Genomic DNA, 14,800 nt, shown 5'->3' with positions numbered 1-14,800 from the left:
CGCATGCTGGAGACGCTGCCGGCGCTGCCGGCCGAGCGGCGCGCGGCCGCCGCCGAGGCCTATCTGGCGCGCATCGGCGCCGACTGGCCGGCGGCGCTGCGCGGCGAGGCCTGGGCCTCGGTCGCCGCGATCCTCGACGACGAGCGCTTCGCCGCGCTGTTCGCGCCCGGCTCGCGCGCTGAGGTGCCGGTGATGGGCACGTTGGAACTCGGCGGCCGGCCGCGCGCGGTGTCGGGCACCATCGACCGGCTGGCGGTCGGCGCGACGACGGTGGCGATCGTCGACTACAAGACCAACCGCCCGGCACCCGAGACGCTCGACGCCGTGCCGGAGGCCTATGTCGCGCAGCTCGCCCTCTACGCGGCGCTTCTGGCGCCCGTCTTTCCCGGCCGCAAGGTCGCGGCGGCGCTGCTCTTCACCGAGGCGCCGCGGCTCATTGCGGTGCCGGCCGAGCGGCTCGACGCCGCGCTTGCCCGCCTCGCGAAGGCGTGACAAACAGGTGCTTGATCGCCCGTGCCGGCAACCCCACATGCCGAAGCGACATGCCGCGCATGCGCGCGCCATCCCCGAAAGGAGTTTGACATGGCCACCGTCACCATAGACGCCAGCAATTTCCAGTCCGACGTGCTCCAGGCCAGCGAGCCGGTGGTCGTCGACTTCTGGGCCGAGTGGTGCGGCCCCTGCAAGATGATCGCGCCCGCGCTCGAGGAGATCGCCGGCGAGATGGACGGCAAGGTCAAGATCGCCAAGGTCAACATCGACGAGAACCCCGAGCTCGCCACCCAGTTCGGCGTGCGCTCGATCCCGACGCTGCTGCTGTTCAAGAACGGCGAGGTCGCCGACATGAAGATCGGCGCGGCGCCGAAGACCGCGCTGTCGTCGTGGATCAGCGGCAACGTCGCCTGACCGGCTGCCGATCGCACGAAACCGAAAGCCCGGACCGCGCGCCCGGGCTTTTTCTTTTCGGCGTTCCGCCAATGCCGCGCCGTGACATTCGTCTTGTCGCGAGATCGCGGGTCGGCTCCAGGGGCTTTCGACGCGTTTGCGGACGGCGAACCGGTGCCCACTTCGCCTGCAAACGCCACAAATCTTGTCCTGACGCGTTTGCGGACGGTGAACCGGTGCCCACTTCGCCTGCAAACGCTTTATGCCGGCGGCGTGCCGTTCTCGACCAGCGCCTCGCCGACCAGATAGAGCGAGCCGGCGATCAGGATGCGCGGTGCCGGCGCGCCCGGCTCCTGGTCGTCGCGCAGCAGCGCCAGCGCGTTGTCGATCGAATCGACCGGCTCGGCCGACAGCCCGGCCTCCATGGCGCGCGCGGCCAGGACGGCGTTCGGCACGCCCGCCTCGCTGCTGCGGATCGGCACGGTGTAGACGTGCCGCGCCATGCCGACGAAGGCGCGGAAATAGTCGACCTGGTTCTTGGTGTCGAGCATGCCGGCGATCAGGAAGAGCGGCCGGGCGACGCGCTCCTCGAGCCCGGCCATCGCCTCGGCGACCACCGTTCCCGCACCGGGGTTGTGGCCGCCGTCGACCCACAGCTCCGCCTCCTGCGGCGCCTGGCCGACGAGCCGGCCGGCCGTCAGCCGCTGCAACCGGCCGGGCCAGGCGACAGCGGCCATCGCGGCATCGGCCACCGCCTGGCCGACCGGAAAGCCGGCCGCCTTGACCGTGGCGATGGCCGCGGCGGCGTTGGCCACCTGGTGGCGGCCGGGCAGGCGCGGCAGCGTCAGGTCGCAAAGGCCGTCCTCGTCCTGGTAGACCATGCGGCCGTTCTCCTCGAAGGCGAGGAAGTCCGCGCCGTAGACGCTGAGCGGGCAGCCGAGCCGCTCGGCCGTCTCGATCACCACGGCGCGCGCGGTGTCGGAGTCCTGCTGGCCGATCACCGCCGGCACGCCCGGCTTGAGGATGCCGGCCTTCTCGGCCGCGATCAGCTCGACCCGGTCGCCGAGATAGGCCTCGTGGTCGAGCGAGATCGGCATGACCAGCGTGGCGGCCGGCCTGGCGATCACGTTGGTCGCGTCGAAGCGGCCGCCGAGCCCGACCTCGACGATCGCCGCATCGGCCGGATGCTCGGAGAACAGCACGAAGGTGACCGCCGTCAGGAGCTCGAACAGCGTCGTGGGTCGGTCGGCATTGGCCGCCGCGACGCGCTCGATGGCCTCGGCCAGCGTCGCGTCGTCGACCAGCCGGCCGCCGCCCGGCGCGCCGAGCCGGTAGCGCTCGTTCCAGCGCACCAGATGCGGCGAGGTGTGCACGTGCACCGTGCGGCCGCCGGCCTCGATCAGCGCGCGGGCGAAGGCGGCGGCCGAGCCCTTGCCGTTGGTGCCGGCGATGTGCAGCGTCGGCGGCAGGCGGTCCTGCGGGTCGCCGAGCGCGGCGAGCAGCCAGCGGATGCGGTCGAGCGACAGGTCGATGCCCTTGGGATGCAGGGTCTGCAGCCGGGCGATGGCGCGCTCGGCCGCGGTGCTCGGGGCGGTCATGTCGCTCTCTCGCTCTCGGTCGGGGACGCGGCGGTCAGCCCTTCGGCGCCGGCTCTTCGGCCGGCTCGGCCGGCTCCAGCAGTTCGGGCAGCTCCGGCTGCTCGGGCTCGGGCGCCTCGCCCTCGGCCGGCAGCTTGAGCATCAGCTTGACCAGGCGGGCCACCGTTGCCTTCATCTCGAGCCGCGACACGACCATGTCGACCATGCCGTGCTCCTTGAGATACTCGGCGCGCTGGAAGCCCTCGGGCAGCTTCTCGCGGATCGTCTGCTCGATGACGCGCGGCCCGGCGAAGCCGATCAGCGCCCCCGGCTCGGCGATGTGCACGTCGCCCAGCATGGCATAGGAGGCGGTGACGCCGCCGGTCGTCGGGTTGGTCAGCACGACGATGTAGGGCAGGCCCGCCTCCTTCAGCCGGTCGACCGCCACCGTGGTGCGCGGAAGCTGCATCAGCGACAGCGTGCCCTCCTGCATGCGCGCGCCGCCGGAGGCGGCGAACAGCACCAGCGGCAGGCGGCGCTCGACCGCCGCCTCGAAGCCGCGCACGATGGCCTCGCCGGCGGCCATGCCGAGCGACCCGCCCATGAAGGCGAAATCCTGCACCGTCGCCATCAGCTCGACGCCCTCGACGCGGCCGACGGCGTTGATGATCGCGTCCTCGAGCCCCGTCTTCGACTTGGCGTCGCGCAGCCGGTCGGTGTAGCGCTTCTCGTCGCGGAAGCGCAGCGGGTCGGTCGCCACCTTGGGATTTTCCAGCGTCTCGTAGACGCCGTCGTCGAAGAAGCCGCGCAGCCGGTCACGCCCGGCGATGCGCATGTGGTGCCCGGAGCTCGGGATCACCCACTGGTTCTCCTCGAGGTCCTTGTGGAACACCATCTCGCCGGTCTCCGGACATTTGATCCAGAGGTTCTCCGGCATCTCGCGGCGGCCGAACATCGAGTTGATCTTCGGCCGGACATAGCTGGTGATCCAGTTCATCGCGGGACCCTTCCTTTGCTGGCGAAGATGTGGGGACGTCAGGCCGTGCTGGCAAGCCGCGCGTCGCGCACGCCTGCCGCAAGCCCCGAAACCAGGGTGGCGACGGCCTCGGCGGGATCGGCCGTCGGCCGGCCGTCCTCGCCCAGAACGTTGGCCACCGCGTTGACGATCGCGGTGCCGACCACCACGCCGTCGGCGGCCCGTCCGATCGCCTCGGCCTGCTGGCGCGTCTTGACGCCGAAGCCGACGCAGACCGGCAGGTCGGTGTGGCCCTTGATGCGTTCCACCGCCGCGCCGACGCGGCTGGTGTCGGGCAGCGCCGAGCCGGTGATGCCGGTCATCGACACGTAGTAGACGAAGCCGGAGGTGTTCTCGAGCACCTTGGGCAAGCGCCGGTCGTCGGTCGTCGGCGTGGCCAGCCGGATGAAGTTGAGCCCGGCCCGCATGGCGGGCAGGCACAGCTCGGCGTCCATCTCCGGCGGCAGGTCGACGACGATCAGCCCGTCGATGCCGGCCGCCCGCGCATCGGTGAGGAAGCGCTCGACGCCATAGATGTAGATCGGGTTGTAGTAGCCCATCATGACGATCGGCGTGTCGTCGTCGCCGGCGCGGAAGGCGCGCGCCAGCTCCAGCGTGCGGGCCAGCGTCTGGCCGCCCTTCAGCGCGCGCAGGCCGGCCGCCTGGATGGCCGGGCCGTCGGCCATCGGGTCGGAGAACGGCATGCCGAGCTCGATGACGTCGCTGCCGGCCGCCGGCAGCGCCTTGAGGATCGACAGCGAGGTGTCGAAATCCGGATCGCCGCCCATGACGTAGGTGATCAGCGCCGGCCGGCCCTCGGCCCTGAGCGCGGCGAAACGGCGGTCGATGCGGGTGGTCATACGTGCCCCTCGGGAAATGTCCTGGCCAGATAGTCGGTGACGGCGCCGCCGGCCATGGCGGTCGCCATCCAGGCGCGGCGCTCGAACTCGATGACGCCGAGCTCCCACACGCAGGCGACGAGCTGCCGGTCGGCCTCGGCGAAGGCGGCGCCGGATGCGGCGGCGCGCCACACGCGGTGCGCCAGGATGCCGCCGCCGAGCCACCAGTGCAGCAGCAGCCACAGCCCCTCCTCGCCGGCGTGCAGCACGGCGAAGCCGGCGCCGCGGTGGTCGGTGCCGGCCACCGCCTCGGCGGCCGCGGCGATGGTGCGCTCGGCCGCCGCCACGTCGTCGGGCGTCACGGCCGCGCCGTCGGCCTCGACCGTGGCGAGCTTGACCGGCAGCGCGCCGCAGGCGGCCATGCCGTGGAAGCGGGCGCGGCGCGGCCGGTAGGCGTCGGGTCCGGCGACCGCGGGTGCGGCCGGCGCGGTCTCGGCGGCGAGCCAGGCGGCATAGTCGGCGTCGAGCTGCGGCAGCGGCGTGGCGACGATGCTCGGCGTCTCGAAGGGATGCAGCGCGCGCACCAGCGCGCAAAGCGGCCGGAACAGCACCGCCTGCGTCTTGAGGATCAGCGGCACCTCCTCGTCGGCCTCCACCTTGCCCTTCCAGTGGTAGAGGCTGGCGATCGGTGGCAGCACGTTGGCGCAGGCGGCGAGCCGGTCGGCGATGGCGCGCGCGGCGATCGCCTCGGCCGTCGCCCGGTCGGGGCAGTTCACCCACATGTCGATGAAGCGCGCCGCCGTCACCGCCGTCAGATGTCCATGCCGAGCCGCTTGGCGACGGCGAAGACGTCCTTGTCGCCGCGGCCGCACAGGTTCATCACGATGACCTGGTCGCGGCCCATCTTCGGCGCCCGCTTGACCACCTCGGCCAGCGCATGGGCCGGCTCGAGGGCGGGGATGATGCCCTCCAGGCAGGTCAGCAGCTGGAAGGCCTCGATCGCCTCGTCGTCCATGATCGGCACGTAGTCGACGCGGCCCGCCTCCTTGAGCCAGGAATGCTCCGGGCCGATGCCGGGATAGTCGAGCCCGGCCGAGATCGAGTGGCCGTCCTTGATCTGGCCGTCCTCGCTCTGCAGCAGATAGGTGCGGTTGCCGTGCAGCACGCCGGGCCGGCCGGCCGTCAGCGAGGCGCAGTGCTCCTCGCCCGACAGGCCCTTGCCGCCGGCCTCCACGCCGACCATCGCCACGTCCTTGTCGTCGAGGAAGGGGTGGAACAGGCCGATCGCGTTGGAGCCGCCGCCGACGGCGGCGACCAGCATGTCGGGCAGCCGGCCCTCGGCGGCGAGCACCTGCTCGCGCGTCTCGCGGCCGATTACCGACTGGAAGTCGCGCACCAGCTCGGGATAGGGGTGCGGGCCGGCGGCGGTGCCGATCAGGTAATAGGTGTCCTCGACATTGGTCACCCAGTCGCGCAGCGCCTCGTTCATGGCGTCCTTGAGCGTGCCGTGGCCGGCCGTCACCGGCTTCACCTCGGCGCCGAGCAGGCGCATGCGGAAGACGTTGGGCGCCTGCCGCTCGACGTCGGTCGCCCCCATGTAGACGACACAGGGCAGGCCGAAGCGCGCCGCCACCGTGGCCGAGGCGACGCCGTGCTGGCCGGCGCCGGTCTCGGCGATGATGCGCGTCTTGCCCATGCGCCGGGCGAGCAGGATCTGGCCGAGGCAGTTGTTGATCTTGTGCGAGCCGGTGTGGTTGAGCTCGTCGCGCTTGAAATAGATCTTCGCGCCGCCGAGATGCTCGGTCAGCCGCTCGGCGAAATAGAGCGGCGACGGCCGGCCCGTGTAGTGCGCGTTGAGCCGGTCGAGCTCGTCCTTGAAGGCGGGATCGGACTTGGCGGCGTTCCACTCGCGCTCGAGGTGGAGGATCAGCGGCATCAGCGTCTCGGCCACGAAGCGGCCGCCGAAGATGCCGAACATGCCGGCCTCGTCCGGGCCGGTGCGGAACGAGTTGGGCGTCGCAGGATGGCTCATCATGGTCTCCCGATGCGGTTGGCCGCCGCGGCGGCCGGGCGGCCCGTGCGCGCGCCGCGGAGGATTAGGCCGAATGACGGCGCGATGCAAACGACCGGCGGCACGATGTCAGGCGGCGCTGCGGGCGGCCGCCTCGCGCACCGCCTCGAAGAAGCGGCCGATCAGCGCCGGGTCCTTGTCGCCCGGCGCCCGCTCGACGCCCGACGACACGTCGAGGCCGGACGGCCGCGCGGTGGCCAGCGCCTCGGCCACGTTGGCCGCGTCGAGGCCGCCCGACAGGAGATAGTCGGCGTCCGGCGGCAAGGCGGCCAGCAGCGACCAGTCGAAGGCGACGCCGTTGCCGCCCGGCAGCGCCGAGCCGGCCGGCGCCTTGGCGTCGAACAGCATGCGCTCGGCGACCCCGCGATAGGCGGCGGCGCGCTCCAGATCGGCCGCCTCGCGCACGGCGAGCGCCTTCATCACCGGCAGGCCGTAGCGCGCCCGCACGGCGGCGACGCGCTCGGGCGTCTCGCGGCCGTGAAGCTGCAGCATGTCGGGCGCCATCTGTCGAACGATCGCGTCGAGCGCGGCGTCGTCGGCGTCGACCGTGACGGCGACGGCCCGCGCGCGGCCGCGCGCGGCCGCGCGCAGCCGGCCAGCCTGTTCCGGCGTGACGTGGCGCGGGCTCCTGGCGAAGAAGATGAAGCCGACATGGCTCGCGCCCGCGTCGAGCGCGGCGGCGAGCGCGTCGGGCGTCTTCAGGCCGCAGATCTTGATGTCGAGGCGCATGGCGCGGAAGTGCCACGAAACCGCGGCGGAGTCGAGGCCGGCCGGGTTCAGTCGAAGGCGATCGCCTGCAGCGCGTCGCCGTTGCGCTTGAGCCAGGCCTTCGCCTCGTCCGTGCGCGGGCACAGCGTGCGGCACAGCGCCCAGAAGCGCGGCCCGTGGTTCATCTCCTCAAGATGCGCCACCTCGTGCGCCACCAGGTAGTCGATGACCACCGGCGGCGCCATCATGATGCGCCAGGAGAAGGACAGCGTGCCGTCGGCGGTGCACGAGCCCCAGCGGCTCGACGTGTCGCGGTAGCGGATCGCCCGCACGCGGCGGCCGACGGTGGCGGCGTGGCCGGCGACCAGCCGCTCGATGTCGGCCTTGGCGGCGCGCTTGAGGAGATCGGCGATGCGCCGCGGCAGATGCCGGCGGTCGCCGCCGACGGCGAGCACGGCGACACCGTCGCGCGTCTCAGCAACGGCCGCGCCGCGCCGCTCGGGCTCGTGGACGACGAGATGCGGCACGCCGCGCAGCGGGATCTTGACGCCGGGGCGGACCTGCGGCCGGTCGGGCAGCCGGGCGAGACGCTCTTCGAGCCAGCCATGGTGGCGCGCCACGAAGCGCTCGACGGCGCGCGGGTCGGTGCCCGGCGGCACGGTGACGCCGATGCGCCGGCCGCCGGCGCCGATGCGCAGCGTCATGCGTCGGGCGCGCGCATTCTCCACCACCGACAGCGTCACCGCGCGACCGGCGACCTCCAGGCGCATGGCGCGCGGCGGGGCGGGCTCGGCGGGCTTGGGCCGGGTGCGCAGCAGGCGGGCAATCATGACGCGCAGACTAGCCGATTCGCACCGGCCGCGCGCCGCACGAAAAAAGCGGCGCCCCGCGATGGGGCGCCGCCGGTCGTCGGGGCAGGGAAGAGGGGCAGGTGCCGGTGGCGGGGCGCTGGCGCCCCGCCCTCCGTCAGGCTTCGTCGCCGTTGACCTCGGGCACGGTGCGCGAGCGCTTGGCGTCGCGCTCGGCCATGAAGCGGTCGAACTCCTGCTGGTCCTTGGCGCGGCGCAGCTCGCGGACATACTCGTCGAACTCGCTGCGCATCTCGTCGAGCTTGCGGCGCTCCTCGGCGAGGCGCTCGAGCTCCTTCTCGCGCCAGTCGTCGAAGGCCACGTTGCCGGTCGGCGCATGGCCGCGCGCGGCGCGGCGGCAGCCGGCGAACATGCCGTCGGTGGCGCGGTTGACGTCCCGCTTGAACTCGCCGAGCCGGTCGCCCCACAGGATGTAGGCGAGCATGGCCAGGCCGAGCGGCCAGAACACCATGAAGCCGATCACCATCAGGGCGATGGTCGCAGGCGTCCAGGCGGGACGGATCAGGGCAGAATTGGTCATCGTCGTCCGTTCCTTGTCGATTGGTGGCAACCCCGGCGGTTGCATGGGATTGACATGGTGGGGCAAAAATGGCGATTCAAGTCGGTTTCGGCCGGTTTTGGCCAAGCCTATGATCCGGTTGCTGTTTTTCGTACGCGATCGAGCCCGATGACGACCAGGCCGGCGGCCAGTCCCCAGAAGGCGGAGCCGATGCCGGCGAGCGCCAGGTCGGAGGCGGTGACCGCGAAGGCGACCGTCGCGGCGATGCGCTCGTCGGCGACGTGCATGGCGCTGGTCAGCGCGCCGGCCAGCGGCGTGAGCAGCCCGAGGCCGGCGACGAGCACGATCAGGCTCGGCGGCAGCACCGCGAACAGCGCCACCAGCGAGGCGCCGAAGGCGGCGAAGATCAGATAGAACAGCGCATAGAACGGACCGGTGAGCCAGCGCCGGCCGGGATCGGGATGCACGTCCGGCCCGGTGCAGATGGCGGCCGAGATCGCCGCCAGGTTGGTGGTCAGCGCGTTGAACGGCGCGGTGAGGAGCGAGACGAGCCCGGTCGTGGCGATGAGCGGCCCGGCCGGCGGCTGGTAGCCGGCCGCGCGCAGCACGGCCAGGCCCGACAGGTTCTGCGAGGCCATGGTGACGAGGTAGAGCGGCAGCGCCAGGCCGATGGCGCCGGCAAGCGAGAAGGCCGGCCAGGTGACGGTGAGCGTCGACAGCGCCGGGCCGGGCAGCGTCTCGACCCGGCCGAGCCCCACGGCGAGCGCCACGCCGCCGACCAGCACGACGAGCACCGCCATCGCCGGGCTCGCCAGCCGGACGAGGAAGAAGGCGGCCATGAGCGGCCCGACCAGAGAGGCGTCGCGCGTCAGCGTCTCGGCCGCGCCCACCACGAAGGTGACGACGATGCCGGCCAGCATGCCCGAGGCGACCGAGGCTGGGATGCGCGAGACCAGCCGGGTGAGCGGCCGGACCAGCCCGGTGACGATCAGCATCAGCGCGACCAGGACGAAGGCGCCGACGGCGTCGGCCATCGTGTAGCCGGCGCTGGCGGCGATCAGCGCGGCGCCCGGCGTCGACCAGGCGGTGACGACCGGCATGCGGTAGCGCCACGACAGATACGCCGTCTCCACCGCCAGCGCCAGGCACATGGCGGTGACCCAGCTCGCCGTCTCGGCCCGGCTCGCGCCGAGCGCCTCGGCCGCCGCGATGATGAGCGCCAGCGTGCCGCCGAAGCCGACGATGGCCGCGACCAGCGCGGAGGCGGGGATCGAGGGCCGCACGGCCTCAGCCTCCGGCGCCTTCGACCAGCCCCTCGAGCGAGCGCAGGATCATGGCGATGTCCTGCGGCCGCGACAGCCGGTGGTCGCCGTCGCGGATCAGCGACAGCGTCACGTCGTCGGCCGGCAGGTGCTCGACCAAGCGCATGGCATGCGTGTGCGGCACGTCGGGGTCGGCCATGCCCTGCAGGATGTGCACCGGGCAGTGGGTGTCGATGATGCCGTCGAGCACGCGGTTGGCGCGCCCGTCCTCGAACAGCGCGCGGGTGTAGACGTTGGGCTCGGGCGAATACTCCGAGACCTCCTCGAACCGGCCGTCGCGCTGCAGCGCCGCCTTCTGCTCCGCGGTGAGCTGCGGCTCCATCAGCTCGACCGTGAAGTCGGGCGCCGGGGCGAGAAGCAGCAGGCCGGCGAGCCGGTCGCCTTCGCCGGCGCGGCGCAGCTCCTGCACCATGCGCAGCGCGATCCACGCCCCCATCGACGAGCCGACGAGGATCTGCGGACCGTGCGTGAAGCGGCGGAACACCGCCAGGCTCTCGGCCAGCCAGCGCGAGATCGTGCCGTCGACGAAGCGGCCGCCGGATTCGCCGTGGCCGGAATAGTCGTGCCGCGTCGAGGCACGGCACGTCTCGGCCGCCCAGGCATCGATCGCCTCGGCCTTGGTGCCCAGCATGTCGGACCGGTAGCCGCCGAGCCAGACCACGCCCGGCGCCCGGCCGGGCCGGTGCCGCACGGCGATCGGCCGGCCGTCGACGTCGATGGTGGTCGCGGTTGCTGTGGTGTCCGCCATGCGCGCTCCCCTCGTGCTGCCTGCGCCTTTTGCCATGCGCGAGCGCGGCGCGAAAGACGCCGAAACCGCCGGCAAGCGCAACGTCCCGCGTGATTCTTTCGCTCCGGTATGCTATTGACAGGCAGGAAGGCCGTCGCGACATAGCCTGTGAAACAGCCGGCGTGCTGCCGCGGCCGTCGCGCGACGGCGCCGACCAGGCGCAAAGGCATTGCCGACCGGCACGTATCAACAACCGAGGAGACCGCAACCATTCGCAGACCGTTCAAAGCGCCGCCGCCCGTCAAGGAGGGCCCCCGCGCTAACCAGGAGATCCGGGTTCCCCGCGTCCAGCTCATCGACGACGAGGGCAACAACCGCGGAATCATCCCCACCCAGGAAGCGCTCGAGATCGCGCAGGAGGCCGGGCTCGATCTGGTCGAGGTGGCCGCCAACGCCAACCCGCCGGTGTGCAAGATCACCGACCTCGGCAGGCTGAAGTACCAGAGCCAGAAGAAGGCATCGGAAGCCCGCAAGAAGCAGAAGACCATCGAGATCAAGGAGATCAAGATGCGTCCCAACATCGACACCCACGACTACGAGGTGAAGATGAAGGCGGTGCGCCGGTTCTTCGAGGAGGGCGACAAGGTCAAGCTGACGCTGCGCTTCCGCGGTCGCGAGATGGCGCACATGGAGCTCGGCATGCAGCTTCTCAACCGCGTGCGCGAGGAGGTCGAGCCGATCGCCAAGGTGGAGGCCGAGCCGAAGCTCGAGGGCCGCCAGATGATGATGGTGCTGGCCCCCAAATAGGCGCGCGCCACCGCGCGCATCTGCCAGGCGCGCGCCACCGCGCGCATCTGCCAGGCGCGCGCCACCGCGCGCATCTGCCAGGCGCGCGCTGCCGCGCGCATCTGCGATGACACGACGACAGGGCCGGTCGCGCGACCGGCCCGATCTTTTTGCCGCAGGCCGGCGGCGAAGCGGCCGCTGCGGAGGCGCCCCGGCGTCGCGTGCGCCGTGTTGCGCTTTGCCGCGCGCGCCGCTATAAGGCCGCGTTCCCGAACCGCCCGGCGGGGCATGCCGCGGCGGTTTTTGACGTGCTGTCCCGGGCCTGGTCGCCCCGGACCCAACGACAAGAGGCGCATGCGCGCCCAACAAGGAGTAGCCAAATGCCCAAGATGAAGACCAAGGCCTCGGCCAAGAAACGGTTCAAGGTCACCGCGACCGGCAAGGTGAAGGTCGCCGCCGCCGGCAAGCGCCACGGCATGATCAAGCGCTCGAACAAGTTCATCCGCGACGCGCGCGGCACGATGGTTCTTTCCGATCCCGATACCAAGATCGTGAAGAAGTTCATGCCCTACAGCTTCTGACGAAGCGCCGCCGCACCGGACAGACTTTCTCAAGGAGACACGATCATGGCCCGCGTCAAACGGGGCGTCACCACCCACGCCAAGCACAAGAAGGTCCTGAAGTCCGCCAAGGGCTTCTACGGCCGCCGCAAGAACACCATCCGCATCGCCAAGCAGGCGGTCGAGAAGTCGCTGCAGTATGCCTACCGCGACCGCAAGAACCGCAAGCGCAATTTCCGCGCGCTGTGGATCCAGCGCATCAACGCCGCCGCCCGCGAGCACGGCCTGAGCTACGGCCGCTTCGTCGACGGGCTGAACAAGGCCGGCATCGAGATCGACCGCAAGGTGCTCGCCGACATGGCCGTGCACGAGCCCGAGGCGTTCGCCGCGCTCGTCGGCAAGGCCAAGGAAGGCCTGAGCTACCTCAAGGACACCACGCCGAACGCGTTTGAGAGCGCCGTCGCCTAAAGCCGGCGCTTTCCCCGAGAGCTTATGGGAAACCCGCGCTGGCAGGGCCGGCGCGGGTTTTGTCTTGTCATGGAGCCGGCCCGGCGCTTGAAAGGGGCGGCCGAAGGAGCGGACCGAGAGATGGAACAGATGGCAGCAGACAGCGACGCCACGGGCGAGCTCGAGGCGCTGGAGCGCACGGTGATGGGCGAGATCGCGGCGGCCGGCGACGAGCAGGCGCTGGAAGCGGTGCGCGTCGCCGCGCTCGGCAAGAAGGGCTCGGTGTCGCAGAAGCTGAAGACGCTCGGCGCGATGACGCCCGACGAGCGCCGCGTCATGGGCCCGGCGATCAACGGGCTGAAGGAGCGCGTCGGCGAGGCGATCGCCGCGCGCCGCGCGGCGCTGCATGGCGAGGCGGTCGCCGCGCGGCTCGCCGCCGAGACGGTCGACGTCACGCTGCCGGTGCGCCAGTCGCCGGCCGAGCGCGGCCGCATCCACCCGATCAGCCAGGTGATCGACGAGATCTCGGCGATCTTCGGCGACCTCGGCTTCGCCATCGCCGAGGGGCCGGACATCGAGACCGACCACTACAACTTCACCGCGCTCAACTTCCCCGTCGGCCATCCGGCGCGCGAGATGCACGACACCTTCTTCTTCCCGGCCGACGCGACCGGCGAGCGCAAGCTGCTGCGCACGCACACATCGCCGGTGCAGATCCGCACCATGGAGGCGCAGGAGCCGCCGATCCGCATCGTCATCCCCGGCAAGACCTACCGGCAGGATTCCGACGCCACCCACTCGCCGATGTTCCACCAGCTCGAGGGGCTGGTGATCGACCGCACGGCGACGGTGGCCAACATGAAGTGGGTGCTGGAGGAGTTCTGCAAGGCCTTCTTCGAGGTGCCGCAGGTCACCATGCGCTTCCGGCCGAGCTTCTTCCCCTTCACCGAGCCGAGCCTGGAGGTCGACATCCAGTGCGACCGCTCCCGGCCCGGCGAGGTGCGCTTCGGCGAGGGCTCCGACTGGATGGAGATCCTCGGCTGCGGCATGGTGCATCCCAACGTGCTGCGCTTCGGCGGGCTCGACCCCGACGTCTACCAGGGCTTCGCCTGGGGCATGGGCATCGACCGCCTGGCCATGCTGAAATACGGCATGCCGGACCTGCGCGCCTTCTTCGACGCCGACGTGCGCTGGCTGGCGCATTACGGCTTCCGCCCGCTCGACATGCCGACGCTGTTCGGAGGGCTGAGCACATGACCGACACCCACACCGGCGGCTGCCGCTGCGGCGCCGTGCGCTTCGAGGCGCGCGGCGAGCCCGGCCATGTCAGCTACTGCCACTGCGCCGACTGCCGGCGCGCCACGGGCGCGCCGGTGTCGGCCTTCGTCGGCTTTCCCGCCGCTGCGGTGACGATCGAGGGCGAGGCGCTGCGCCGCTTCGTCAACGGTCCGGTGGCGCGCAGCTTCTGCGGCACCTGCGGCACGCCGATCGCCTACACCGACGAGCGGCTGGCCGACACCGTCTACTTCATGCTCGGGGCGATGGACGCGCCGGGCCAGTACCGGCCGAGCGTGCACGCTTTCGTGCGCGAGCAGCTCCCCTTCGTGCACATGCCCGACGGCCTGCCGCGCGAGCTCGGCCACAGCGTCCCCCGCCCGCAGACGGATTGACGAGATGAAATTCACCCTTTCCTGGCTCAAGGACCACCTGGAGACCGAGGCTACGCTCGAGGAGATCGTCGAGCGGCTGACGATGATCGGCCTCGAGGTCGAGGCCGTCGACGACAAGGCGGGCCTGGCGCCGTTCCGCATCGCCCGCGTGCTGACCGCCGAGCAGCATCCCGACGCCGACCGGCTGAAGGTGCTGACGGTCGATGCCGGCGACGGCAGCCCCGTGCAGGTGGTGTGCGGCGCGCCCAACGCGCGCGCCGGGCTCGTCGGCGCCTTCGCCGCGCCCGGCACCTACATCCCCGGCACCGACATCACGCTGGCGGTCGGCGCGATCCGCGGCGTGGAAAGCCGCGGCATGATGCTGTCGGAGCGCGAGCTGCAGATCTCCGACGACCACGAGGGCATCATCGACCTGCCGCAGGACGCGCCGGTCGGCGCCTCCTACGCCGCCTGGGCGAAGCTCGACGATCCGGTGATCGAGATCGGCCTGACGCCCGACCGGCCCGACTGCACCGGCGTGCACGGCATCGCCCGCGACCTGGCCGCCGCCGGGCTCGGCCGGCTGAAGGGCGGCGCGGTGGCGCCGGTCGCCGGCGACGGCGCCTGCCCGGTCAAGGTGCGGCTTGCCTTCGGCGACACGCCGTCGCTGTGCCGCGGCTTCGCACTGCGCCTGGTGCGCGGCGTGAGCAACGGGCCGTCGCCGAAATGGCTGCAGCAGCGCCTGCTCGCCATCGGGCTGAGGCCGATCAACGCGCTGGTCGACATCACCAACTACATCACCTTCGACCGCGGCCGGCCGCTGCACGTGTTCGACGCGGTCAAGGT

At 71.6% G+C, this 14,800-nt stretch carries 18 protein-coding genes and 1 pseudogene; 8 read left to right on the top strand and 11 right to left on the bottom strand.

All coding sequences use genetic code 11. The features are described from left to right. Together N1F89_RS18755 and trxA are read left to right on the top strand one after the other, a co-directional pair. A partial coding sequence (locus N1F89_RS18755; protein WP_290085946.1) for a PD-(D/E)XK nuclease family protein occupies window positions 1-492 on the top strand: 492 nt, incomplete at its 5' end. 90 nt (window positions 493-582) lie between these two features. Next, complete coding sequence (trxA, locus tag N1F89_RS18750; protein WP_290085945.1) at window positions 583-906, top strand: thioredoxin; 324 nt, start codon at window positions 583-585, stop codon at window positions 904-906. Between the two features lie 239 nt (window positions 907-1,145). Here trxA and N1F89_RS18745 read toward each other — a convergent pair whose 3' ends face one another. The 11 genes and pseudogenes from N1F89_RS18745 to N1F89_RS18700 form a co-directional block, all read right to left on the bottom strand. Continuing rightward, complete coding sequence (locus tag N1F89_RS18745) at window positions 1,146-2,483, bottom strand: folylpolyglutamate synthase/dihydrofolate synthase family protein (RefSeq protein WP_290085944.1); 1,338 nt, start codon at window positions 2,481-2,483, stop codon at window positions 1,146-1,148. A gap of 34 nt (window positions 2,484-2,517) precedes the next feature. Then, window positions 2,518-3,459 carry an acetyl-CoA carboxylase, carboxyltransferase subunit beta gene (gene accD, locus N1F89_RS18740; protein WP_290085943.1) on the bottom strand — a complete coding sequence of 314 codons (942 nt, stop codon included), beginning with the start codon at window positions 3,457-3,459 and terminating at the stop codon, window positions 2,518-2,520. 38 nt (window positions 3,460-3,497) lie between these two features. Further along, window positions 3,498-4,337, bottom strand: a complete 840-nt coding sequence (gene trpA / locus N1F89_RS18735) for a tryptophan synthase subunit alpha (protein ID WP_290085942.1) — start codon at window positions 4,335-4,337, stop codon at window positions 3,498-3,500. Continuing rightward, entirely contained in the window at window positions 4,334-4,738 is a 405-nt protein-coding gene (locus N1F89_RS20725; protein WP_354670338.1) for a hypothetical protein, read from the bottom strand. Before N1F89_RS20725 ends, trpA begins: the two co-directional genes overlap by 4 nt. Window positions 4,739-4,822: 84 nt before the next feature. After that, window positions 4,823-5,098: pseudogene (cutA, locus tag N1F89_RS20720) on the bottom strand (divalent-cation tolerance protein CutA); the annotation flags it as partial. 29 nt (window positions 5,099-5,127) lie between these two features. Continuing rightward, window positions 5,128-6,348, bottom strand: coding sequence for a tryptophan synthase subunit beta (gene trpB, locus N1F89_RS18725; RefSeq protein WP_290085939.1), 1,221 nt, complete (start codon window positions 6,346-6,348; stop codon window positions 5,128-5,130). Window positions 6,349-6,456: 108 nt separating this feature from the next. Next, window positions 6,457-7,116, bottom strand: a complete 660-nt coding sequence (locus N1F89_RS18720; RefSeq protein WP_290085938.1) for a phosphoribosylanthranilate isomerase — start codon at window positions 7,114-7,116, stop codon at window positions 6,457-6,459. Window positions 7,117-7,163: 47 nt separating this feature from the next. Further along, on the bottom strand, window positions 7,164-7,865 hold the full coding sequence (locus N1F89_RS18715) for a SprT family zinc-dependent metalloprotease (RefSeq protein WP_290085948.1): 702 nt from the start codon (window positions 7,863-7,865) through the stop codon (window positions 7,164-7,166). 196 nt (window positions 7,866-8,061) lie between these two features. Next, the gene (locus N1F89_RS18710; RefSeq protein WP_290085937.1) at window positions 8,062-8,484 is read right to left on the bottom strand and encodes a DUF2852 domain-containing protein; all 423 of its coding nucleotides are present in this window, start codon (window positions 8,482-8,484) and stop codon (window positions 8,062-8,064) included. A gap of 107 nt (window positions 8,485-8,591) precedes the next feature. Next, on the bottom strand, window positions 8,592-9,746 hold the full coding sequence (locus tag N1F89_RS18705) for a benzoate/H(+) symporter BenE family transporter (protein ID WP_290085936.1): 1,155 nt from the start codon (window positions 9,744-9,746) through the stop codon (window positions 8,592-8,594). A gap of 4 nt (window positions 9,747-9,750) precedes the next feature. Further along, window positions 9,751-10,533 (bottom strand): alpha/beta hydrolase, encoded by a 783-nt coding sequence (locus tag N1F89_RS18700; protein ID WP_290085935.1) that lies wholly within the window; start codon window positions 10,531-10,533, stop codon window positions 9,751-9,753. 249 nt (window positions 10,534-10,782) lie between these two features. Between N1F89_RS18700 and infC the strand changes: the two genes are divergently transcribed. The 6 genes from infC to N1F89_RS18670 form a co-directional block, all read left to right on the top strand. Then, complete coding sequence (infC, locus tag N1F89_RS18695; RefSeq protein ID WP_290085947.1) at window positions 10,783-11,319, top strand: translation initiation factor IF-3; 537 nt, start codon at window positions 10,783-10,785, stop codon at window positions 11,317-11,319. 359 nt (window positions 11,320-11,678) lie between these two features. Next, window positions 11,679-11,879: a 50S ribosomal protein L35 gene (rpmI, locus tag N1F89_RS18690; protein ID WP_290085934.1), complete on the top strand. Its 201-nt coding sequence runs from the start codon at window positions 11,679-11,681 to the stop codon at window positions 11,877-11,879. A gap of 45 nt (window positions 11,880-11,924) precedes the next feature. Then, window positions 11,925-12,326 carry a 50S ribosomal protein L20 gene (gene rplT, locus N1F89_RS18685; protein ID WP_290085932.1) on the top strand — a complete coding sequence of 134 codons (402 nt, stop codon included), beginning with the start codon at window positions 11,925-11,927 and terminating at the stop codon, window positions 12,324-12,326. A 129-nt stretch (window positions 12,327-12,455) separates the two neighbouring features. Next, window positions 12,456-13,562 carry a phenylalanine--tRNA ligase subunit alpha gene (gene pheS / locus N1F89_RS18680; protein ID WP_290085931.1) on the top strand — a complete coding sequence of 369 codons (1,107 nt, stop codon included), beginning with the start codon at window positions 12,456-12,458 and terminating at the stop codon, window positions 13,560-13,562. After that, entirely contained in the window at window positions 13,559-13,975 is a 417-nt protein-coding gene (locus tag N1F89_RS18675) for a GFA family protein (protein WP_290085930.1), read from the top strand. The genes pheS and N1F89_RS18675 overlap by 4 nt, the downstream gene beginning before the upstream one ends. A gap of 4 nt (window positions 13,976-13,979) precedes the next feature. Continuing rightward, window positions 13,980-14,800, top strand: an 821-nt coding sequence (locus N1F89_RS18670) for a phenylalanine--tRNA ligase subunit beta (protein ID WP_290085929.1), incomplete at its 3' end; no start/stop codon positions are given.

Origin of the sequence: Aquibium sp. A9E412 (assembly GCF_030398335.1) — a bacterium.
Lineage (GTDB): Bacteria > Pseudomonadota > Alphaproteobacteria > Rhizobiales > Rhizobiaceae > A9E412.
The sequence above is the reverse complement of the archived record's forward strand: the minus strand, read 5'-3'. Positions and strand labels throughout refer to the sequence as shown.